Origin of the sequence: Chryseobacterium luquanense (assembly GCF_026460945.1) — a bacterium.
GTDB classification, from domain to species: Bacteria; Bacteroidota; Bacteroidia; order Flavobacteriales; family Weeksellaceae; genus Chryseobacterium; species Chryseobacterium luquanense.
Map to the genome: position 1 here is coordinate 431,232 of NZ_JAOVZV010000001.1, position 22,798 is coordinate 454,029.

Consider the following 22,798-nt stretch of genomic DNA (forward strand, 5'->3'; position numbering starts at 1 on the left):
AAATGAATATCCTAGACAAAATCATAGAAACTAAAGAACGAGAAATTTCAGATTCAAAATCAAAAATCTCTTTGCAACAATTAAAAGATTCTGAATTTTTTGAAAGAAAAACCAATTCATTAAAAGAAACTATAAAATCAAAATCTGGAATTATTGCTGAATTTAAACGGAAATCTCCATCAAAAGGAATTATAAATGATAAAGTGCCACCTTTAGAAGTAGTTTCAGCTTACGAACAATTTGGAGCAAGCGGAATTTCTATTTTAACAGATAAAGACTATTTTGGAGGAAGTTTTGAAGACATTTTAAGTATTAGAAATCACATTAATATTCCGATTCTGCGAAAAGATTTTATGATTGATGAATATCAGTTTTATGAAGCAAAAAGTATTGGAGCTGATGTTGTTTTGTTAATTGCAGCGTGTCTTTCGCCTCAGCAAGTTCAGGAATTCACACAACTTTCTCATGAATTAGGGTTGGAAGTTTTACTCGAAATTCATACAGAAGCAGAATTAAAACATTTCAATTTAGAAATAGATTTGGTTGGAATTAATAATAGAAACTTAAAAGATTTCAAGGTTGATTTACAACATTCTGTTAATTTGAAAAATCAACTTCCAAAAGATGTTCTATCCATTGCTGAAAGCGGAATTTACAATATTAATGATTTCAATTATTTAAAAGAAAAAGGATTCAACGGATTTCTGATGGGCGAATATTTTATGAAACACGAAAATCCCGGAAATAAATTTGAAGAATTTGTTTCCAATCTAAAAATCTAACAGTTTACCAATTAAACAATGTCTGAAAACCAAAAACCATCAACCAACAATTATCAACCAAAACTAAAAGTTTGCGGATTAACTCAACTCAACCAAATTCGTGAATTAGTGGCATTAAAAATTGATTTTCTAGGATTTATCTTTTATGAAAAATCTCCAAGATATGTTTTGGATCACTTAAATTTAGATGAAATCTCAAAAATTTCACACCATAGAAAAGTTGGGGTCTTTGTGAATGAAAGTATTAATAAAATCATTGAAATAACAGAACAAGCAGGTTTAAATTTCATTCAGCTTCATGGTGACGAAACGGATGGTTTTATTATTGATTTAAGGCAAAAACTTGATCCAACAATAAAAATTATAAAAGTCATCAGAATTGGAAATCAATCTACAAATGAATTACAAAAAACCATCATCCAAAACCTGTCAACTATCAACTATCTCTTATTTGATACAGATAGCAAAGCTTTCGGCGGAACCGGAAAAACCTTTGATTGGAATATTTTAAATGAAATAGAAATCCCACTTCCCTATTTCCTGAGTGGCGGAATTTCTTTGGAAAACATCCATCAATTATCAATCATTAACCGACAAGCTTTTTCACTGGATGTTAACTCAAAGTTTGAACTGAACCCAGGAATTAAGGATTTAGAAAAAATAAAAGAATTAATAAACCTTGTTAAGATTTAGAAACTTGACAAGACTCTCAAAATACAAAATCATGAATTACAAAAACCCTGACGAAAACGGATACTACGGAGAATTTGGCGGAGCATTTATCCCAGAAATGCTCTATCCAAATGTTGAAGAATTAGAGAAAAACTATTTACAAATCATTGAATCTGAAGAATTTCAAAATGAATATCAGGATTTACTGAAAAACTATGTTGGCCGGGCAACACCTTTGTATTTTGCAAAAAATTTAAGTCAGAAATACAACACCAATATTTATCTAAAAAGAGAAGATCTCAATCACACCGGAGCACACAAAATCAATAATGCTTTGGGGCAGGTTTTATTGGCAAAACGATTAGGGAAAACCAGAATTATCGCCGAAACCGGAGCCGGACAACATGGTGTTGCAACAGCGACAGCTTGTGCACTTTTAGGTTTAGAATGCATTATTTACATAGGTGAAGTCGATATCAAAAGACAGGCTCCAAATGTTGCAAGAATGAAGATGTTAGGAGCGAAGGTTGTTCCTGCAACTTCAGGCTCGAAAACTTTGAAAGATGCTGTAAATGAAGCTTTAAAAGATTGGATCAATAATCCCGTAACTACTCATTATGTGATTGGAAGTGTGGTTGGCCCGCATCCTTTTCCTGATTTAGTGGCGAGATTTCAAAGCGTAATTTCAGAGGAAATTAAAAAACAGCTTTTCGAACAAATTGGAAGAGAAAATCCAGATTATGTGATTGCCTGTGTTGGTGGCGGAAGCAATGCTGCAGGAACTTTCTATCATTTTGCAAACGACGAAAATGTACAATTAATTGCTGCTGAAGCAGGAGGTTTTGGAGTTGATTCAGGGAAATCTGCGGCAACCACTTTTCTGGGAACTTTGGGTGTTTTGCATGGAAGTAAAAGTTTGGTAATGCAGACAAAAGACGGACAGGTTATCGAACCCCACTCTATTTCCGCAGGTTTGGATTATCCCGGAATTGGACCTTTTCATTCGAATTTATTCAGAGAAAAACGAGCAGAATTTTTCAGTATTAATGATGATGAAGCTTTACAATCTGCTTTTGATTTAACGAAACTCGAAGGAATTATTCCAGCTCTGGAAAGTGCTCATGCTTTGGCAGTTTTAGATAAAAAAGAATTTAATCAAGATGATATTGTTGTTATCTGTTTGAGTGGTCGTGGTGACAAGGATATGGAAACTTACTTAAAGAAACTAGAAGTTAGTAGTTAGTAGTTAGAAATTAGTATTTCAACGCAATAAAACCTAGTTTCTAAAATCTAATCTCTAACTTCTAAATAAAATGAAAAAACTTAATATATACTTTACTGCTGGAATTCCTCAACTCGAAGATACCACAAAAATCATCAGACTCATCCAAAATTCCGGAGCAGATATGATGGAAATTGGGATGCCGTATTCCGATCCGGTTGCTGATGGACCCGTTATTTCTCAAGCCCACGAATTGGCTTTGAAGAACGGCATGACCATCGAAAAACTTTTTTCTCAGTTAAAATCTATTAAAGATGAAATCAGAATTCCGATTATTTTGATGGGATATATTAATCCGGTTTTAAGTTTCGGATTTGAAAATTTCTGTAGAGAATGTTCAGAAAGTGGAGTTTCAGGATTGATAATTCCGGATTTACCGCCAATTGAATTTGAGAAAAACTATCAGAAGATTTTAAAACAATACAACCTCAACTTTACATTTTTGGTCACTCCCGAAACTTCAGATGAAAGAATTTTATATCTCGATTCTTTAAGTTCAGGATTTTTGTATGCGGTAAGTTCGTCTTCTACCACTGGAAATGACCAAGCCGTTTTAAAAAATGAAGACTACCTTTCCAGATTATCTTTACTTCCGTTAAAAAATCCGATAATGATTGGTTTTGGAATCAAATCTAAAGAAGATTTTGAAAACGTTACCGAAAAAGCAGACGGCGGAATCATCGGAACGGCCTTCGTGAATATTCTTCAGCAAAATAGAGATTGGGAAACAAAAGCAATAGATTTCATCCATTCCATCAAAGGGTAAAATTTAGTAAATTTGTATCATCAAAGTAAATAATGAATACACATCAGAATAAAGTCGTAAAGTTTGAAGATTTAGGCATCAAAGAATATCAACCCGCTTGGGATTATCAGGAAAAACTGATGAAAGATATCATCGATACCAAAATTAAAAACAGAGATTTACCTGCCGAACAGCATATTACAACGTCCAATCATTTTCTTTTGGTGGAACATCCTCATGTTTACACGTTAGGAAAAAGCGGACACGAAGAAAATATGCTCGCAGGAATTGATAAATTAAAAGAAATCGACGCTACTTTCGTAAAAGTAAACCGTGGCGGTGACATCACCTATCATGGTTACGGGCAAATCGTTGGTTATCCCGTTTTAGACCTTGAAAATTTCTTTACAGACATTCACAAATACATGAGAAATCTGGAAGAAGTGATCATCAGAACGATTGCAGATTATGGTTTGAAAGGCGAACGTTCTCCCGGAGAAACCGGAGTTTGGCTCGATGTCGGAAAACCGTATGCGAGAAAAATCTGTGCTATGGGCGTTAAAGCTTCCCGTTGGGTAACTCTTCACGGTTTTGCCTTAAACATCAATACCGATATGCGTTATTTTGAATACATTATTCCTTGTGGTATTAAAGATAAACAGGTTACTTCCCTAAAAAGAGAGCTTGAAAGAGAATTGACTCCCGAAGAAATGGAAGACATCAAAGCAAAAATCAGAAAGCATTTTGTGGATGTTTTTGAAGCGGAATTGGTAGTAAAGGCTTAATAAAAAATATAATTAATGATATGAAATCTGTTTCTTTTGAGGCAGATTTTTTTCATTCTACTTTGAAATAAAATTGGTTTTTAGTAGATATTTATTTACTTTTAGCAAAGTATAGCTTTGTCATTTTTGATTTGAGATGAAGTTATAAATCTAATTTCAGAAAACCATTTATGAACAAAAAATTTCTACTTTACTTTTTCTTTATCTTGATTATTATTTCATGCAAAAAAAATTCAACAACTATTTCAGGAGACATTCCTAATTTACCAAATGGAAAATTAATTCTATATGAGGATCTTTGGAATAATAAACTTGATAGTTTAGAAGTGAAAGATGGGAAATTTGAATTGACACACACTTTTGATGATGAAATTCCTCATTATTTGGGAATTGAGTTTTATGATTTAGAGGGAAATAAATTAGTATTTCAATTTCCAACCAATTCATACTTTAACCAAGCCAAAGAAAAATGGACTTCTTCTCTTTTCCTTTCTGATAAGTTCGTAAAATTAACTGACTCATTAGAATATGTTGATTTTGGTGAAAACTCCCCTTTTCCAAAAAATATAAAAACTGTAGAAATAAAAAAAATTGAAGCAGGAGCACAAACTAAAGCTTTGCAGAACACAAACTATGATTTATTTAGCCGAAAAAGTAGCACACAATATTCGGAAATTGAAAATTTACTTAAAAAATATCCTAATTCATTTCATTTATTATCTGAAATCTCGAAAAATAAATATCAATTTTCTTCTTCACAAGTTGAAAAATTCTTGAGTTTATTTGATAAATCAGTTCAAAATTATCCTCAGTTTAAAGGACTTCAAAATTACATCAAAGACTCGAAAAGTATTAATAACAATAAAATACTCAAGTTAAAAAATTCCAAATATAAATTAACCGAAGTTATAAATAAAAAGTATAAAAAGCATCTCATTATTCTTTGGGCAAGTTGGTGTGGACCTTGTAGGAAAGAGATTCCAATTTTGAAAAAAATTATTGCAGAAAATAAAATTAATGGTATCGAATTAATCTCAATATCAATCGATGAAAAAGAATCGGATTGGAGAAAGGCATTACATGAAGAGCAAATGACCTGGAAACAACTTATCTTATCAAAAGAAGAGAGCGAAAATTTTAAAATAATTTTAAAATATAGCGGAGCAATTCCTTATTCAGTTTTGGTTGATAATGATATGAAAATCCTGTCAAGCTCAACAGGCTTGTATGACGAAAAGGAAATGCTTAAAATATTTAATAAATAATAGTTTCGTACATTAATCATGAAAAACGCTTTACAAATTGTTTAACAAATAAAACTTTATACCAATGAACATAAAAACTATTGTTGTAACATTATCTTTATTTGCCTTCAGCTCAGTTCATTCACAAAAAATATTTAAAGCAATTTCCGATGAAGATATTGAAAAAGTGAGCAAACTATTGGAAAAGGAAGATGTGAATCAATTATCAAAAGAATATCAAATCACACCACTCTATGCTGCAGCAGGAACGGGAAATGTAAAACTTGTTGAGCTGCTCATTTCAAAAGGAGCAGACATCAATAAACCTTTACAAACAACAGAAAGCCCTCTAAACATAGCTTCTCAAGAAGGATTTACAAAAGTCGTTGAAATACTTTTGAAGAATAATGCAAATCCTAATTATAAAGATGTGAATGGTTGGACAGCTCTACGATTTGCTGTAAGAAATAACAAAATAGATATTGTAAAGCTTTTAGTTGAACATAAAGCTGAAATCGATGTAAAAGCCAGTGACAAAGCAACACCTTTCGCTTCTTCAATCGGGAAAGGCTATACCAATATATCAGAATATCTCATTAGCAAAGGCGCAAACATCAACAATGTTGATAAAGACAATGATACTCCTTTAATATATTGTGTTCAAAATGGTGATTTAGAAACGGTTAAATTTCTTCTTCAATACAAACCAGATTTAACAATAAAAAATAATAGTGGCAAAACAGCTCTGGATATTGCAAAAGAGAAGAATTACAGAGAAATTGTAGAGTTATTACAATAACAATTTTATCTGATACACGTAAAGTTTTAAAATAAAATTATAAAATCTAGACCTCGTATTATAGCGGGGTTTTCTATTTTATAAAAAAATATTGAATCCCATTCTGTACAAAAAATGTACATTTGTTTTTATTGATATTACAAAATAATGAATCTTACAACTGTAATTAAATACATCTAACTATTATAAAGCAGTTAATAATTTAGTAGCATTATAAAATTTTGATTATTCATTAAATTCAATCTATAAAATTTGAAATTAACCATGGAAAAGCCAAAAAAAACTTTATATCAAGCTGCTACAGAAGTTTGGGGAAAGGCAATTTTGAATGATAAACTTTACACAAAGAATTTAGAATTGACGTTGGAATTACACAAAAAATTGTTGAATATTTTTCAAGCTGGTAAATACTACTATATGATTTTTAATGTGTCTCAAATGGAGCTTGAATTTATAAGTCCAAATATCAAAAGTGTTTTAGGCTATGAACCAAACGAAATAAATGCTTTCTTTTTCCTTAATCAAATACATACAGATGATAAACCTTATTTTTTAAATTTTGAAAATAAATTGACCGAATTTTTAAAAGATTTACCTTTAGAAAAAAGAGGTTGCTATAAGTTTCAGCATGACTACAGAATTAAAACAAAAAATAATGATTATGTGCGATTACTTCATCAGATAATTCCCATAGATTTTGATGAGAACAATTATTATAGAAGCCTTGTTTTACATACAGATATTACTCATATAAAAAAAGAGGGAATCCCTTGTTTTTCTATTATCGGTTTTGATGACGAACCGTCTTATTATAATGTAGAAATAACAGAAAAATTATCTAAGTCTTTCGAAATATTCACCAAAAGAGAAAAAGAAATTCTGAAATGCATCCTTGAAGGTAAAAACAGCAAAACCATTGCAGAAGAATTATTTATCAGTCTGAATACTGTGAACAACCATCGGAAAAATATTCTTTGCAAGGCTGAAGTTCACACTTCATTGGAGTTACTGAGCAAATCTATAAAAGAAGGATGGATATAATAATTGAAAAATAGCTATTAATAGCTATTTTTTTTGCTTTAAAGGTTGATTAGCTTTACAATATTTTATATCCAAAAACAAATTATATATGAAATAAATAATACGAAACCGACCTTCGTATATCAACCCTATTTCGGCAAGATTGGCAAAAGTTTGTTTCGCATATATTTTTGAGTTGGCAGAACTATTTAACTTAAATGAAAATAAAATGGAATTAGACATCAAAAATGAACTCTATTATCAAGTAAAAAAATTGATACCGCAAGTTGAGTGGTTTAAATTTACAGAAATGAAATCAAAAAAGCCAGTATCAAATACAGGTGTTGGAGCGATTACAGTTCCAATGAAACCAATAGACCCTAATGCAGGTGATAATCTTAATTTTGAAAGTATTTCATTAGAAAATTTAATTTTCATAGACTCTGATTTACTTTTAGACGACAAGATAGAAATGAGTACTCTTCCGCAAAATGAAAGAATTATTACAATGCCTTATACAAACCAATTAGACACCCCACAATCTATAACAATTAAGGATTCTTATAAAAAAATTACTGGGTGGAAAGCAGAATTTTCAGATAGTATTCAAAACTCTGATACTATTTCTGGATCTATAAGTTTTAAAATTAAATACTTAATTTTCGAAGGTGGTGGAGGTAAACAATATGAATATAAAACTGTAAGAACATCTACTTACTCCAAATCGATCAATGAAATTAAAGAAGAAACTTTCGATATTTCAATGCCATTCAATATTCCACCCAAACAAAAAGTTGAAATTAAGACCGGGTATAGAAATTCAAATGCAACCCGAAAATTTTCTGGATCAGTTGTATTTGAAGCTGATGTGAAAATAAAGTTTGGAAACGAATGGGTATTTGTCGAAAAAAGCAAAAAGCTTTCATCAATTTTATCCACAGAATTAAGATCTTTTAATCTTAACGGCTATTATTCCGACATTGAATTTAAAGAAATCCCAGTTGAGATATTATTAATTGAAAAATATTAAATACAAAAATATGATTATAGATGTAAAAACTTGTCCAGATTGTAATGGTGCGGGACAATTAAGATGTTCAGATTGTAATGGAACTGGTTCTGAAACCTTTAGGTGTGATATTTGCGATGGCAAAGGTTACGTATATGAAAAAAATGAAGATGATGAATATATTCAAGTTAGTTGCTCTAATTGTAACGGGACTGGTGAAATTTCTAAAATTTGTAGAAATTGTAATGGTGCAGGTAATTTGAATTGCTCAAAATGCAATGGTACTGGTGAAATCCCCGATTAATACTTCTGCCAACAAGGGTTTTGAAATAGTTGGCGAAACTGCAAAGTTCTTCGGTAGTACTTCGGTTCAACTTTTGTACAAAATTGAAGATTTGTGCTTCGATTGCCCACCATCGCAAAGGAGCCCCAAAACGTTGGCAGAAATTTTAGACACATCACCTTAAGCAAAAGACTTTTTCAAAACTACTAGAATTATAACTTTAAAAAATTAAAAAGATGAAAAGATTAATTTTTACTACAGCAATAATTTTGTTATTTACAAATATCTGTTTTGGACAAAGTTGGCTGTCACGAATAACAGGTGTCGATGTTAATTTAAATAACGGAACTGTTTCTATTAAACCTCCTGACGTTACTGCAATTCCTCCTATGCTACAAAACCTTCCAAAAGATGTTGGACAAACATTGCTTAATCCTGCGGCTCCAATTTTAGCTTCTGCTATTAGATTTTCTAAAGGACAAGCACAAAATAGAGGAACTCAACCCATTCCGCAAAACATAAAACAACAACTTTCAAAATATTTTCCGCAACATATTTTAGAAAGCACATCCTGGACAACTGCAAATGGAATTAGCATTGATGGTATGTTAAAGAATTGGTTAAATCAGGAAGGAGCAGTTACTCTTGACAATGTAATATGTTTTTCAAGTGTAGAATTGACTACCAATGTTGAACTTTGGGCACACGAACTGACACACGTTTTACAGTATGACCAAATGGGTGTAGAAACATTTGCTTTTGTATATTCAACAAATTGGAACAGTTTAGAAGGACAAGCAAACGAAAATGCTAGTAGAATTATACAAAATATTAATTCCTATAACCAAGGAAATACTCAAAGTTGGACATACAATATTGCATCAACAGTTGGACAAACACAATTAACTTGGGAAAATGTAAATAAACAAGCAAAGTTAAGTATTCCACCAACAGACTGTATTTGGGTAAATAACCAAAATAATACAACAGGTAATAAATGTCCTTGTTCAATATTGGTAACAGGAGTAATTATGAAAAGAATTTCAGACGGATTTGTTACAACTATGCCTTGTAATGAACCGACTTGCTTATTTCCAGCAGGACAATCTGGACCTTTGTTATCACCACCTGGTTTTATTATTACTGGAGTGACAGCGGCACATCAATACTAAAAGGACAAAAACTTCTGCCAACATCGATTTGGTAATTGTTGGGCTGAATTGCAAAACTCAACAATAGTAATTCTATTGAGCATTTGTCCAAAACGGAAATTTTATGCTTCGATTCCTGCAACTTTGCCAACTTGCGAAGTAAGCTTCGTAAAATATTCTAACTTTTAGCTCACTGTCAAAAAAAATCCCTTTCAAAACTGAAAGGGATTTTCTATATCTAAAAACTCAATTACATATAAGCTTCGATCGGCTCACAAGTACAAACTAAGTTTCTGTCTCCGTAAGCTTCGTCAACTCTTGATACAGAAGCAAAGAATTTGTGCTCTCTTACCCAGTCCAAAGGATAAGCTGCTTTTTCTCTGCTGTATGGTTTATCCCAAGAATCAGAAATAACCACTTGCTCTGTATGAGGTGCATTTTTCAATACATTGTTTGCTTGATCTGCTTCTCCATTTGCAATCTCGTCAATTTCTTGCTTGATAGCAATTAAAGCTTCTGCAAAACGGTCAATTTCAGATTTGCTTTCAGATTCTGTAGGCTCGATCATTAATGTTCCGGCAACCGGGAAAGATACCGTTGGAGCATGGAAACCATAATCCATCAATCTTTTTGCAACATCAGCTACCTCAATTCCTAAAGTTTTAAACTGTCTGAAATCTACAATACATTCGTGAGCTACTTTTCCGTTTTCGTTTGAATATAAAATCGGGAAATGTTCTGCTAAAATTTCTTTTAAATAATTCGCATTTAAAATTGCATGCTCAGTTGCTTTTTTCAATCCATCAGTTCCTAACATTTTAATGTAAGAATAAGAAATATTAAGAATTAAACCTGAACCGTAAGGCGCAGCAGAAATTCCTTCAATCGAATCTTTAGTTCCAACTTTGATGTTTGCATTTGATGGTAAGAAAGGAACCAAATGTTTAGCCACGCAAATAGGACCAACTCCAGGACCTCCACCTCCGTGAGGAATTGCGAAAGTTTTATGAAGATTTAAGTGACAAACGTCTGCTCCGATGTTTCCTGGACTTGTAAATCCTACCTGAGCGTTCATGTTAGCACCGTCCATATAAACTTGTCCGCCATGTTCATGAATCAAGTTGGTGATTTCGATAATGTTTGCGTCGAAGAATCCGTAAGTTGACGGATACGTGATCATTACACAAGAAAGGTTTGAAGAATGTTGCTCTGTTTTAGCTTTCAAATCTTCAAAGTCAATTTCTCCGCTTTCTAAGTTTTTAACAACCACAATTTTCATTCCTGCCATTGCTGCAGAAGCCGGGTTTGTTCCGTGTGCAGATTGAGGAATCAATACCACATTTCTGTGATCTTCACCTCTTGATTTGTGATATTCTCTGATGACCATCAATCCCGCATATTCCCCTTGAGCACCAGAGTTTGGCTGAAGAGAAGTTCCTGCAAAACCAGTGATTTCAGATAAATCTTTTTCAAGTTCACGAATCATTTCCTGATATCCTTTTGCCTGCTCTACAGGTACAAATGGATGTACACTTCCCCACTCACCCCAAGAAAGAGGTAACATTTGAGTTGCTGCGTTCAGTTTCATCGTACAAGATCCCAAAGAAATCATTGAGTGCGTTAATGAAAGATCTTTTCTCTCCAAACGCTTGATGTAACGCATCAATTCCGTTTCAGTATGGTATTTATTAAATACTTCTTCCGTCAGGATTTCGTCTTTTCTCAACAAATCATCCGGAATGCTGTATCCTTCTTTTAATTCTAATTTGGAAACCTGCTTGTCTTTAAAATAACCGAATGAAGTCATCAAAACATCAAGCTTCTCAACTGTTGAACTTTCATTAATAGCGATACTTACAACACCTTCTGTGAAATAATTCAGATTGATCTTGTGATCTTTCATCATTCTCTGAAGTCTTGTTTTATCTTCCTCGCTCATGAAAACTTTTACGGTATCGAAGATTGGCTCCTGAGCTACATCATAACCTAAAGTAATCAAACCGTTTTTAAGCGCATTGGCTTTAAAATGAATCTGATCAGCAATAAAATTTAAACCTTTCGGACCGTGGTAAACAGCATACATTCCAGCCATCACTGCCAAAAGAACCTGAGCTGTACAAATATTTGACGTCGCTCTTTCTCTCTTAATATGCTGCTCTCTAGTTTGCAAAGCCATTCTCAAGGCACGTTTCCCGTAAGCATCCTGAGAAACCCCGATAATTCTACCCGGAATATCTCTCTTGTACTCTTCTCTACAAGAGAAAAACGCTGCATGAGGACCACCGTAACCCATTGGTACACCAAATCTCTGTGAAGTTCCAACCGCACAATCAGCGCCCATAGAAGCGGGAGATTTTAATTTAACCAAAGCCATCGGATCACAAGCTAAAACAACCTGTAGATCTAATTTTTTATATTCTACAATATCTTCTGTATAGTCTAAAACAATTCCGTTTTTACCCGGATATTGTAATAATACACCGTAGTAAGAAGCATCAAACTGATGAGTTTTGTGATCTCCCTGTACGATTTCTATTTCTAAACCTTCTGCTTTAGTTTTTAAAACTGAAACAGTCTGAGGTAAAACAAGATCTGAAATAAAGAATTTATTGGCTCCTGCTTTCTTCTGATCTTTCGTTCTGTTGTTGAAGAACATGTGCATTGCTTCTGCTGCAGCTGTAGATTCATCCAACAAAGATGCATTTGCCAAAGCAAAACCTGTCAAATCGCAAATAACGGTTTGATAATTTAACAAAGCCTCTAATCTTCCCTGTGCAATTTCAGCTTGGTAAGGCGTGTATGCAGTGTACCAGCTTGGGTTTTCAAAAATATTTCTTTTGATTGCCGCAGGTAAAAGCGTGTTGTGATATCCGAAACCGATATAATTGGTAAAATCAGCGTTTTTCATTGCCAATTCCTTTGAATGACGAATCATTTCGTATTCTGAAAGTGGTTCTGAAATGTCTAAATCTTTCGCTAAACGGATGGAATCAGGAATGGTTTGAGAAATTAACTCTTCAATACTTGAAACGCCTACTTTTTCCAACATCGCCTGTTTATCGGCTTCATTTAAGGAAATGTGACGGTTCACAAACTGTTCTGTATTCATTTTTTATATTAGATTTTGTATGTAAAAAAAGATTCGTAAAATTACGTTTTTTTGAGCAAATTCGCAACCTATATTAATAGGATGTTAAATCTTTTGAAAGCAAGATTTGGTTAAATATTTTTAATTAAAATTAAGAGAAATCATTCCGAAATCGATTGCAAAACCTCTAATAATCAGCATCCAAATAAAATAATAATTTTATTAATTATATTTATTCTAAATTAATATATTTGCAATATGAATATAATCATTCCTTTCAAAATTGCTCCATTGGCTCCTGCGTTCAACTTCAATACTGAAGAAATGTTTTGTGGCGACAAAAAATCTTGCTGTAAAAAGTTTAAAAAAGGAAAACGTTGCAAAAAATGCCCAGGAAATAAAAAGTTGGCTTAGTAAGTTTAAGAGCTGATGAATTTTTGATTTTATTTAAATCTTAAATAAAATCACTAACCCAAAAATAAATTAGAATTGCCAAAATAATGATTCCCCAAATCAACAGCATAATTTTGGGATAACCCCTTCTGTTAATCACTGTCCGAGGTTGTGGTCTAAACAATTCTTCCGCTTTGTCTCTGAATTTTTCTCCATCAGATTCAAAAACTTCCGTTATTGTAATTCCCTGAACGACGGTTTTATGTAAAAGCGAATTCGTTGCATGAAGCAACAATTGAAATTTCCCGTTTTTAAATTCTGTTATTTTAAAAATCCTTTCTCCATACACTTTTTCCAGTCCAAAAGGTAAAACTTTCACTACATCAGCATTTTGAGTTTGCCAAGTAATAATAATTTCTTCTCCTTTTTTTGCATGAATTTTATTGGCCGAAAAAGTTTTTATCGAAGGCGGAATCGTATATCTGAAACTTTTCTGCTGACTTTCTAAATTCTGATCATACGTAATTCTTCGTCCTTTATCACTTAAGGTTTCATACGCTTCCTGAATTTCTTTGAAACGGTCGGCAAAAAAATCGTCATTTTGGTTTTTATCTGGATGGTATTTTAATGAAAGCTTTCGGTAAGATTTTTTGATGTCTTCGTCTGAAGCATCATGAGAAATTCCGAGAAAATAGTAGTAGTCTTTCATTTAGGCTAACAAAAATAAGGAATTTGAGATTGTTGGCAAAAAATTAATTAGCCACGAATGCACGAATTTAATTGATAACGTTTTTAAGTTAAATGAAATTTCAACAGAATATATTAAAAAATTCATGCACTAGTAGCAAAAAAAATTCCGACACATTTATTGCGCCGGAATTAACAATTTCAATTTAGTTACTTTCTATTTTTATGCTTCTGCAAATTCTTCTTTTTTGTCGAAGTTTTTGTGGCAACATCTTGAAGCAAATTCTTTTTTGAATTTTCCTTTCAATTCCTGATATTGCTCTTCATCCATTTCTCTTATTTTATCAGCCAATGCAAATGGAGATTTTTCTTTGATTCCGTATTCATTAAAAATACCTTTTACGAATCTTTTTCTTTCGATTACTTTTTTGGCAATTACAGCAACTCCTGCAACAGCAACAGCTCCTAAAATACCTTTTAATACTGAATTTTTCATTTTCTTAAATTTTAAATTTTACTACTTCTTGTTTTTTATAGAGACGAATTCGTTTCAATTTTTACTTTACTACTTATAAAAATTTTAAACTACTCGTTTGTTCTTTTGTTTCGATTGAAGAATCCGCTTTCACATTTCTGTCTCCAAACTTCTTTGAATTTTTCTTTTTCATCATCAGACATTCCTTCCATTCTGTGTTTCATATGTTTCTCTTTCATATCACGCATTCCCTGTCCGAATTTTCCGTGAAAGCCTCCAAAAAGAATTTTACTTAACACCAAAATTCCCATCGCCTGCCAATAATTAATTGTTTTTACACCAATAATTTCGGGGAGAATACAGTTCCAAAGCCACATTACAATCAGCGCAACGGTAAGGAAAATCAAGGGCGGACATAAAATTAAAAGAGCCCAACTTTTTTTATATTTATTATTCATCTTATTTATTTCTAGTTATTTAAATCTTCGTACAATTGTTTCAATCTGCTTCTCAAATGCTTTACTGCGTAATTTTTTCGGCTAATGATAGTTTTTATATTTTCTCCCTGTTCATCTGCGATTTGCTGTAAAGTTTTATCGTTTAGCTCGTTTTCTGTGTAAACCAATCTTTGTTTTTCGGGAAGTTCATCTAAAGCTTCAAAAAGTTTTTTCCAAATTTCATTCTGAAACATTTTCACTTCGGGACCGGCACTATCGTCCATCAAAAGAATATCTTTAATCGAAAATTCTCCATCTTCGTCTTCGTACACAAAATCCTCAAGATTTTCGGTTTTCTTTTTGCGGTATTTATCGATAATTTTGTTCGAAGTCACTCGGTATAACCATCCTCCAACGTTTACAATTTCCGAAAGATTGGTCAAACTGCTGAACTGATACCAAACTTCCTGCAGAATATCTTCAGCATCTTCGGTATTTTTTACTTTAGGGCGAATAAAAGACATTAACTTTCCGCCGTAATTCGTTACGGTTTGAGAAATAATGTTTTCCTTTTCCTTCTCTGGCATTGGTAATTTTTCGACAATCTCCATATTGTTAGGACGACTGTACTGATTGTTTTACTTTAATAAATGTAGAATATTTTTTTGAATTTTAAAATTTTCTTTTATCCATAAGGTTTTTTGTTATTCTTTTTTTAAAAAAATCCAGATGAATTAATTTAAGTTTCTATAAAAGAATTTGGAATTCGAAGAGAAGATTGGGACAAAAACTTTGATTATATCGCAAACAATGCTTTAATAGATCCTTGTACAGGTTTCAACCCTAGAGTTCCTACTTTAGATGAGTTAAAAGCGATTTACAATGCTTGTTACGAAGGTTTGGTTTATGCTGAAGAAGTTGTTACTGGATAAATTTAGATTATTTTAGATAAAAAAAACAGGAAGTCAATGTTGGCTTCCTGTTTCTTTTTTATTGATAAATGACGACATTATCTTTCTTCAATTGATAACCTGTTTTTTTGTAAGGAACTAAAATATAGTTTCCGTTTTTCCAGGCTTTGCCTTTTCCAAGTTTTGTTAAAATTAAACTTCCTTTATTTTGTTCCGGAAGGAAAATCTCTGCTTTCTTCATGTCTTTGCTAAAAATAACAGCAGTCATCGAAGTTGAGCTTCCTTTTGGTTTCACTTCATTTAATTTAATTTTCTGTTCAAAAATTCTTAAACAATCATTTTTGATTTGTGAATAGGTGTAACCTGCAGAGCCAATACAGCCGTGAGCATCTTTATCTCCACCCACTTTTTGAGCAATCGTAAAACTAGAAAGGAGCATTACTGATAATAAAAATATTTTTTTCATATTTAATTTTTGATTAGAGTAAATTTCGTAAAAAGTATGCAAAAAAATACAATTAGATATTTAATTTAAATATTGTTTCGAAATATCAGACAATTGATTCGAAGATAGAAAAAATAAGTACAAAACAAACCTCAACCACTTCGAAGGAGTAATCAAGTACTTCGAACAAACAGTCCACCATTTCGAAATGCCGATCAAGGAGTTCGAAGAAGAAATCAACTGCTTCGAAGAGGCAATCAACCAGTTCGAAGAGACAATCAAGTACAATTTGTTATTTTCCAACAACTTACAGACCTTTCATCAATTGTATAATCAGACGCAAGTTATTATTCATCATTTATCACCCATAAAAAAAGCCACTCTTTCGAATGGCTTTTGAATTTATTTCGTCCAATTGATTTTTGAATGTTTCACTTCTTCAGAATTGGTACCGATCATGATATCAAAATCTCCAGCTTCCCAATCGTATTTCAAATCTCCGTTGTAGAATTTCAATTGCTCAGGAGTGATGTCAAAAGTAACCTTTTTAGATTCACCTTTTTTAAGCATTACTTTTTGGAAACCTTTTAATTCTTTTACAGGTCTTGTAATCGTTCCAACTAAATCTCTGATGTAAAGCTGAACTACTTCTGCCCCGTCATAATTTCCTGAATTCGTTACGGTAACCGAAGCCTGAACCGTCTGATTTCCTTTCGGGTTTGTGTTAGAAACCGTCACATCAGAATAATTGAATTTAGAATAACTCAAACCGTAACCAAATGGATATAACGGTGTGTTACACTCATCCATATAGTTTGAACGGAATCTTTGATATTCACATTTATCCGTCAGTTCCTGACTTAATGGTCGACCTGTATTTTTAGCATTGTAATAGATAGGAATCTGCCCTAAACTTCTTGGAAACGTCATCGGAAGTTTTCCTGAAGGATTTACTTTTCCGAAAAGAACATCAGCAATTGCATTTCCAGCTTCTGAACCAGGGAACCAAGCATTTAAAATAGCATCCGGTGTATCTTTTACATTCGTTAAAGCTAATGGACGACCTGTGAAAAGTACCATTGCGATAGGTTTTCCCGTCTTTTTTAATTCATTTAATAGATCAACCTGAGATTGAGGAATTGTGATTTCAGTTCTTGAAGAAGATTCTCCGCTCATTTCAGCAGATTCTCCGATTGCCAAAACGATAACGTCTGCTTTGTTGGCAATGTCAACCGCTTCTTTTAATAAAGCTTCTTTTGAACGGTTATCTCTATCGGTTTTTTTACCATGAGCTGCGTAAATATCTTCTAATTTTGCATCGTAGTCAATGTTTGCACCTTTCGCAGAAATGAATTTCACCTCTTTACCATAATTTGCCTGAAGACCTTGCATCAAGTTAACAGAAACCGCATGTTTTGTAGCTACGCTCCATGTTCCTGCCATATTCATTGAGTTGTTGACCAATGGACCAATCACCGCAACTGTTCCTGATTTTTTCAATGGTAAAACCTGATTTTCGTTTTTCATCAAAACCATTGATTGAGCAGCAGCCGTTCTCGCAATATTACGGTTTTCCATGCTATAAACTTCTTTTGCAGCAAGTTTTGCATCACCGTGTTTGTAAGGATTGTCAAATAAACCTAAATCATATTTTGCTTCAAGAATTCTTCTCGCTGCCATATCAATTTCAGCCTGCGTCACTTTTCCTTCAGATAAAGATTTTTTTAATGTAGTTAAAAATCCTTCTCCAACCATATCCATATCAACACCCGCTTTAAGTGCTAAAGCAGAAACTTGTTGAAGATCTCCCATTCCGTGATCAACCATTTCGTTGATTCCTGTATAATCTGTAACCACAAAACCTTTGAATTTCCATTGATTTCTCAACACTTCAGTCTGTAACCATCTGTTTCCGGTCGCCGGAACACCGTCAACCTCGTTAAAAGAAGCCATAACAGAGGCTACACCCGCATCAACCGCAGCTTTGTAAGGTGGGAAATATTCGTTGAACATTCTTACGTGGCTCATGTCAACAGTGTTGTAATCTCTACCGGCTTCGCCGGCTCCGTATAATGCGAAATGCTTAACACAAGCTAAAATATTTGTTCCGTTTGCCAAATCTTTTCCTTGGTAACCGTACACCATATTTTTAGAAATTTCACTTCCTAAATACGGATCTTCACCTGAACCTTCAGAAACTCTTCCCCATCTTGGCTCGCGGGAAATATCTACCATTGGCGAGAACGTCCAGTTGATTCCGTCTGCAGCTGCTTCTTTTGCTGCAACTCTTGCTGATTGCTGAACCAAATTCATATCCCATGAAGCTGCTAATCCCAATGGAATCGGGAAGGTAGTTTCGTAACCGTGGATCACATCCATTCCGAAAATCATTGGAATTTTCAGACGGCTGTTTTCTACCGCAACTTTTTGTACTGCTTTTATTTTATCAGCTCCTTTTATATTGAAAAGTCCGCCAACTAAACCTTGTTCAACCTTTTTTCCGATGTCTGAACTTTTAGCTAAACCAGTCGTGAAATCTCCAGAACTAGGTAAATTCAACTGTCCGATTTTTTCGTCTAAGGTCATTTTAGCTAAAAGAGCATCAACAAAAGCTTTCTTCTTTGATTGGTATTGGGCGGTCTGATAAGACTGAACCGGTTTCGTTACCATTTCCTGCGCCGAAAATATTGGAGCAAGGGCTAATGTGGCAATTACAATTAACTTTTTCATAAATCTATCTTCTTTTAATTATATTTTCTTTTTGTTTTTTAATGAGTTATTTTCTTTTAGACAATATCCATTCATACAATTTAGGATTTGAATAAGTAGAGTCCCATGAATTATGGTTGTCATTCGGAAAAATTGTTAATTCAGCTTTTGGATTTACGGGATGTAATGCCTGATAAAAATTAAGTGCATTTTCCGGTAAAACAACATCATCCATTCCGCCGTGGAAAATTTTCATGTTCAAATTCTTGTATTGATGTATATTCGCATACATTACACGATCCGTAGGAGCACAAACTGAAACTACTGCTGCAAACATTTCAGGATGTTCCATAGCCAGTTTCAACGTTCCCCAACCTCCCATTGAAAGTCCGGTAAGATAAATTCTGGAAGCATCAATTTTATATTTTGACTGAATTTCTTTAATTAAATTAAAAACTGTTTCTGTATCCCACCACATATTCTCCGGACATTGAGGTGCCAAAATTGCAACAGGTTCTTTTATTAAATTTTTGTAAGTAAACGGACTGTGCGCTTTTACGATCTCCAAATTAGTTCCTCTTTCTCCCGATCCGTGAAGAAATACAATTAGAGGGACATTTCCTTTTGCATTTTGAGGAAAATCCAGAATGTAAGAAATCTTTTCCTGTCTTTTGACTTCTTTGTTTAATTCTGCTTTGATTTCCTGAGCGTTCATACCCAATGATAACGGAAGAAGCAAAAGTGGCAGATATTTTAATTTAAAACTCATATTTCTTTAGGTTTTGGCTAAAGCCGTTTGATTTTTTTATTATTGTTTAATAGGATTGCATTCTATTCTTTATAATTCTTTCTTTGTAACTATAACTATGAAAAAATTAGCCCCGATAGAAGCGACATCCTTTTTTGTTATTGCGATTTCGGAATAGTTCAACAATTGCTTCACTTTGTTCGCAATGACAAAAAAGATACAGCGGATAGCGGGATTAAGCTCCTAAAAACTATTTGATATTATATTTTTCAGTTTTGAAGTTTAATTTTTTTAATCCTTTTTGAATTTCAGGAGCATTCATAAATAATTTCCATAAAAATCCTGTTCTGTAATTTTCAATCATCGGAGCTATTGTTCCCTGATCGATTGCTAAATATCTTGGAGTTGTCCAATTATTATAATTGATGGAAGTAGCATCGTAAGGTCCTGCAGAACCGATGAATTCTGGTTTTTGAGTATAAATAAATCTCAGAAAATCCATAGACTCTTTGGGAGTATAGGGAAAACTGCTCAAAGCCGCCGTAGGAGTAATGACTCCATGATCGTTTTGTGGAAAATGAGCATCATAACCGACACCTCCATCCTTATTTCTGGAGTAACCTGCGGTTAATCCCCAATAATTTGGACCGTAACCTTTCCACCCTTTTGGGTTTTCAACGCAATATTTATAGTCAATCAAGACTTGATTTTTATTTAAATCGAAATAGTTATTGATTAATTTATCAGATAAATTTGTCGGGTCTAAACCGATGTATGAATAGTGCGCCCAAAATAATGGGCCACCATATTCTTCGGCTCCGTTGTGCTTTACGTACATTGGAAGTCCGTATTTTTCTTTGTCTGAAAGATAGGTTCCGTTTCTTGTCCAGCCTTTGTAATACGTTTCGGCATCGATTGGATACGTTGGCGATGAAGCTGCTAAAATATAAGTAATTAAGCATTCGTTATAGCCTTGCAATGGAAAATTCATTTCCCACTGATATTCGGGTGACCAATGCCAATATAAAACTTTTTCGCCTCCTTTTGTGTACCAGTTCCACTGTATACCTTTCCAAAGTTCATCGCATTTTTTTGCCAGAGCTTTTTCTTCGGCATTTCCATTTTTAAAATATTCACGAATCATTAAAATTCCTGAAGTCAGAAAAGCTGTTTCTACCAAATCTCCTCCATTGTCTTTTTTACCGAAAGGAACTGTTTTTCCTGTTTCTCCATTGATCCAATGTGACCATGCTCCTTTGTGGCGATCAGCTGTTGACAGGAAGTTCATCATTGTAGTCAGTCGTTTCACCGCATCTTTTCTTGGAACAAAACCTCTTTCAACTCCAACTAAAATTGTTGCTAAACCAAATCCTGATCCACCTGTTGTAACAACGTGTTTATCATTATCCGGATAGATATTGTCTTCGTGATAGCGTTCTCTTCCCAACATTGAGTTTGGCTCTGCATAATCCCAAAAGTACTTTAGAGCATCTTTCTGAACTTTGTTCATCAATTGCTCGTCAGAAATATTAGATTTTACAGTTTTATTCTGAGATATATTTTGGTTTGTTTGAGCATTTTTGCACGAGACAATAAGTAATGATATCACTGCGATTGAAAGTATTATCCTTTTCATTGTATCATTTTTAAACTTAAATACTAAAAGAAGAGGAGAACTTTCATTCTCCTCTAAATATATTTGATTATTAATAACCAGGGTTCTGCGTTAAAATACCTTTACTATCTGTAATTGCTCTTAAAGGTATTGGAAACAATTCATTTTTACCGGTCTGAAATCCTAATGGACCAAGGAAAGTACCAGCTTGACCTGTTCTTACTAAATCTGGAAATCTATCATTTTCCATTGCCAATTCAACCCTTCTCTCTTGCCAAATTGCAGTTCTAAGAGTAGACTGATTAGTTGCAGTTGTATTCGCAAGCTGAGCTCTATTTCTTACTAAGTTGATATTTGTAATCGCAACCGCAGTATTTCCTAACTCATTTGCCGCCTCGGCATTGATTAAAAGAATGTCTGCAAATCTCAAGATTCTTATGTTTTGAATAGATCCATATCCGCACGCATTATTGTTAAGTGATGAAGGGACGTAAGTTTTATAATTCCAAGTGTTACCTGCTTGTGGATCTCCTTTTTTGATAAGATCACCTTCCGGTGTAGTTTGACCTTCTCTAAGAATGGTAAATTGTTTTCTGATATCACCAGGTTCAAATGCATTCTCTAATGCTTGAGTTGGTGTAAAGAAACCCCATCCGTACTGATTTCTTACCCCTTGAACTTCTGCATACTGACTACCACCAAATTCTGGAGAACAACCACAATTAACTTCGAAAACTGACTCAGTTCCAAATTCACCTGCTGGTCTAAATAAGTGATTAAAACTAGGATCTAAAGAATATCCCATTCCTTTTACTTGATTTGAAACGTCATAAGCTTTTTGGTAGTCTTTCATATAAAGATAAACTTTTGAAAGTAATCCCAGAGCACCACCCTTTGTGACTCTTCCTTCCTGACCTGCAGGATATGTTTGCGGTAAAATTGCAGATGCTTCAGTTAAATCCTTTACAATAAATGCATATACCTCTGCAGCAGTATTTCTTGGTTTATTAATATAATCAGTTTGTATCCCATCAAAAATAGGAACGCCACCATATATTCTTACCAAATTAAAATAGAAATAAGCTCTCAACATTTTAGCTTCAGCAACCAATCTGGTTTTAAGAGCTGTATCCATAGGAATGTTCGGAACATTGGTAATAACCTGGTTTGTTCTTTGAACAGCTTGCCATTGACCAGTCCAGTATCCATTAACTCCGTCATCACTTGTTGTAAAAGAAAAATTATTATATGCATTGATAAAAGATGCATCACCAGGATTTGATCCTTTTTCAACGTCATCTCCAGTTACTCCAAACACATATTGTGCAGGAAAACCAGAATTTTCCCAACTTCTTAGGAAGCTGTATATAGCATTCGTCGCTTTCATAGCATCAGCTTCTGTTTTAAAGAAGTCCTCTGCTACTACTACTCCTTCCGGCTTGATATCAACAAAATCATCATTACAGCTAACAAATAATGAAAGTATTGAGATTGTTAAAAATATTTTTTTCATGACTT

22 protein-coding genes are annotated in these 22,798 nt (G+C 33.5%); 12 read left to right on the forward strand and 10 right to left on the reverse strand.

From position 1 onward, the window contains the following. Positions 1–2: 2 nt before the first annotated feature. From trpC to OEA66_RS02065, 11 genes are all read left to right on the forward strand, one after another. On the forward strand, positions 3–782 hold the full coding sequence (gene trpC / locus OEA66_RS02015; protein WP_267279779.1) for an indole-3-glycerol phosphate synthase TrpC: 780 nt from the start codon (positions 3–5) through the stop codon (positions 780–782). An 18-nt stretch (positions 783–800) separates the two neighbouring features. After that, positions 801–1,475, forward strand: coding sequence for a phosphoribosylanthranilate isomerase (locus OEA66_RS02020; RefSeq protein WP_267279780.1), 675 nt, complete (start codon positions 801–803; stop codon positions 1,473–1,475). 31 nt (positions 1,476–1,506) lie between these two features. Next, positions 1,507–2,697 carry a tryptophan synthase subunit beta gene (gene trpB, locus OEA66_RS02025; protein ID WP_267279781.1) on the forward strand — a complete coding sequence of 397 codons (1,191 nt, stop codon included), beginning with the start codon at positions 1,507–1,509 and terminating at the stop codon, positions 2,695–2,697. 70 nt (positions 2,698–2,767) lie between these two features. Beyond that, positions 2,768–3,502 carry a tryptophan synthase subunit alpha gene (trpA, locus tag OEA66_RS02030; protein ID WP_267279782.1) on the forward strand — a complete coding sequence of 245 codons (735 nt, stop codon included), beginning with the start codon at positions 2,768–2,770 and terminating at the stop codon, positions 3,500–3,502. Between the two features lie 32 nt (positions 3,503–3,534). Then, a complete protein-coding gene (gene lipB, locus OEA66_RS02035) occupies positions 3,535–4,266 on the forward strand; it encodes a lipoyl(octanoyl) transferase LipB (RefSeq protein WP_267279783.1) in 732 nt (243 codons plus the stop codon). 170 nt (positions 4,267–4,436) lie between these two features. Continuing rightward, positions 4,437–5,531, forward strand: coding sequence for a TlpA disulfide reductase family protein (locus tag OEA66_RS02040; RefSeq protein ID WP_267279784.1), 1,095 nt, complete (start codon positions 4,437–4,439; stop codon positions 5,529–5,531). A 64-nt stretch (positions 5,532–5,595) separates the two neighbouring features. Next, positions 5,596–6,309 (forward strand): ankyrin repeat domain-containing protein, encoded by a 714-nt coding sequence (locus OEA66_RS02045; RefSeq protein WP_267279785.1) that lies wholly within the window; start codon positions 5,596–5,598, stop codon positions 6,307–6,309. A 264-nt stretch (positions 6,310–6,573) separates the two neighbouring features. After that, a complete protein-coding gene (locus tag OEA66_RS02050; RefSeq protein WP_267279786.1) occupies positions 6,574–7,350 on the forward strand; it encodes a LuxR C-terminal-related transcriptional regulator in 777 nt (258 codons plus the stop codon). Positions 7,351–7,639: 289 nt separating this feature from the next. Next, positions 7,640–8,359, forward strand: a complete 720-nt coding sequence (locus tag OEA66_RS02055; RefSeq protein WP_267279787.1) for a hypothetical protein — start codon at positions 7,640–7,642, stop codon at positions 8,357–8,359. Between the two features lie 10 nt (positions 8,360–8,369). Further along, complete coding sequence (locus OEA66_RS02060) at positions 8,370–8,642, forward strand: zinc finger domain-containing protein (RefSeq protein WP_267279788.1); 273 nt, start codon at positions 8,370–8,372, stop codon at positions 8,640–8,642. A gap of 215 nt (positions 8,643–8,857) precedes the next feature. Beyond that, the gene (locus OEA66_RS02065) at positions 8,858–9,793 is read left to right on the forward strand and encodes an eCIS core domain-containing protein (RefSeq protein ID WP_267279789.1); all 936 of its coding nucleotides are present in this window, start codon (positions 8,858–8,860) and stop codon (positions 9,791–9,793) included. 229 nt (positions 9,794–10,022) lie between these two features. On the opposite strand, the gene gcvP is transcribed toward OEA66_RS02065, so the two are convergent. Next, the gene (gcvP, locus tag OEA66_RS02070) at positions 10,023–12,881 is read right to left on the reverse strand and encodes an aminomethyl-transferring glycine dehydrogenase (RefSeq protein WP_267279790.1); all 2,859 of its coding nucleotides are present in this window, start codon (positions 12,879–12,881) and stop codon (positions 10,023–10,025) included. A gap of 237 nt (positions 12,882–13,118) precedes the next feature. On the opposite strand from gcvP, the gene OEA66_RS02075 reads away from it, so the two are divergent. Continuing rightward, the gene (locus OEA66_RS02075; protein WP_267279791.1) at positions 13,119–13,274 is read left to right on the forward strand and encodes a hypothetical protein; all 156 of its coding nucleotides are present in this window, start codon (positions 13,119–13,121) and stop codon (positions 13,272–13,274) included. A 40-nt stretch (positions 13,275–13,314) separates the two neighbouring features. Here the strand turns inward: OEA66_RS02075 and OEA66_RS02080 are convergent, their stop codons facing one another. The 9 genes from OEA66_RS02080 to OEA66_RS02120 form a co-directional block, all read right to left on the reverse strand. Then, positions 13,315–13,962, reverse strand: coding sequence for a DnaJ domain-containing protein (locus OEA66_RS02080; protein ID WP_267279792.1), 648 nt, complete (start codon positions 13,960–13,962; stop codon positions 13,315–13,317). Between the two features lie 201 nt (positions 13,963–14,163). Further along, complete coding sequence (locus OEA66_RS02085; RefSeq protein ID WP_267279793.1) at positions 14,164–14,436, reverse strand: hypothetical protein; 273 nt, start codon at positions 14,434–14,436, stop codon at positions 14,164–14,166. 89 nt (positions 14,437–14,525) lie between these two features. Then, positions 14,526–14,873, reverse strand: coding sequence for a hypothetical protein (locus OEA66_RS02090; protein ID WP_267279794.1), 348 nt, complete (start codon positions 14,871–14,873; stop codon positions 14,526–14,528). An 11-nt stretch (positions 14,874–14,884) separates the two neighbouring features. Then, a complete protein-coding gene (locus OEA66_RS02095; protein WP_267279795.1) occupies positions 14,885–15,439 on the reverse strand; it encodes an RNA polymerase sigma factor in 555 nt (184 codons plus the stop codon). A 403-nt stretch (positions 15,440–15,842) separates the two neighbouring features. Beyond that, the gene (locus tag OEA66_RS02100; RefSeq protein ID WP_267279796.1) at positions 15,843–16,229 is read right to left on the reverse strand and encodes a hypothetical protein; all 387 of its coding nucleotides are present in this window, start codon (positions 16,227–16,229) and stop codon (positions 15,843–15,845) included. Between the two features lie 381 nt (positions 16,230–16,610). Next, positions 16,611–18,938: a beta-glucosidase BglX gene (gene bglX / locus OEA66_RS02105; RefSeq protein WP_267279797.1), complete on the reverse strand. Its 2,328-nt coding sequence runs from the start codon at positions 18,936–18,938 to the stop codon at positions 16,611–16,613. 46 nt (positions 18,939–18,984) lie between these two features. Then, positions 18,985–19,686: a carboxylesterase family protein gene (locus tag OEA66_RS02110; RefSeq protein WP_267279798.1), complete on the reverse strand. Its 702-nt coding sequence runs from the start codon at positions 19,684–19,686 to the stop codon at positions 18,985–18,987. A 229-nt stretch (positions 19,687–19,915) separates the two neighbouring features. Further along, positions 19,916–21,301: a glucoamylase family protein gene (locus OEA66_RS02115; protein ID WP_267279799.1), complete on the reverse strand. Its 1,386-nt coding sequence runs from the start codon at positions 21,299–21,301 to the stop codon at positions 19,916–19,918. Positions 21,302–21,371: 70 nt separating this feature from the next. Continuing rightward, entirely contained in the window at positions 21,372–22,793 is a 1,422-nt protein-coding gene (locus OEA66_RS02120) for a RagB/SusD family nutrient uptake outer membrane protein (protein WP_267265658.1), read from the reverse strand. Between the last annotated feature and the right edge of the window lie 5 nt (positions 22,794–22,798).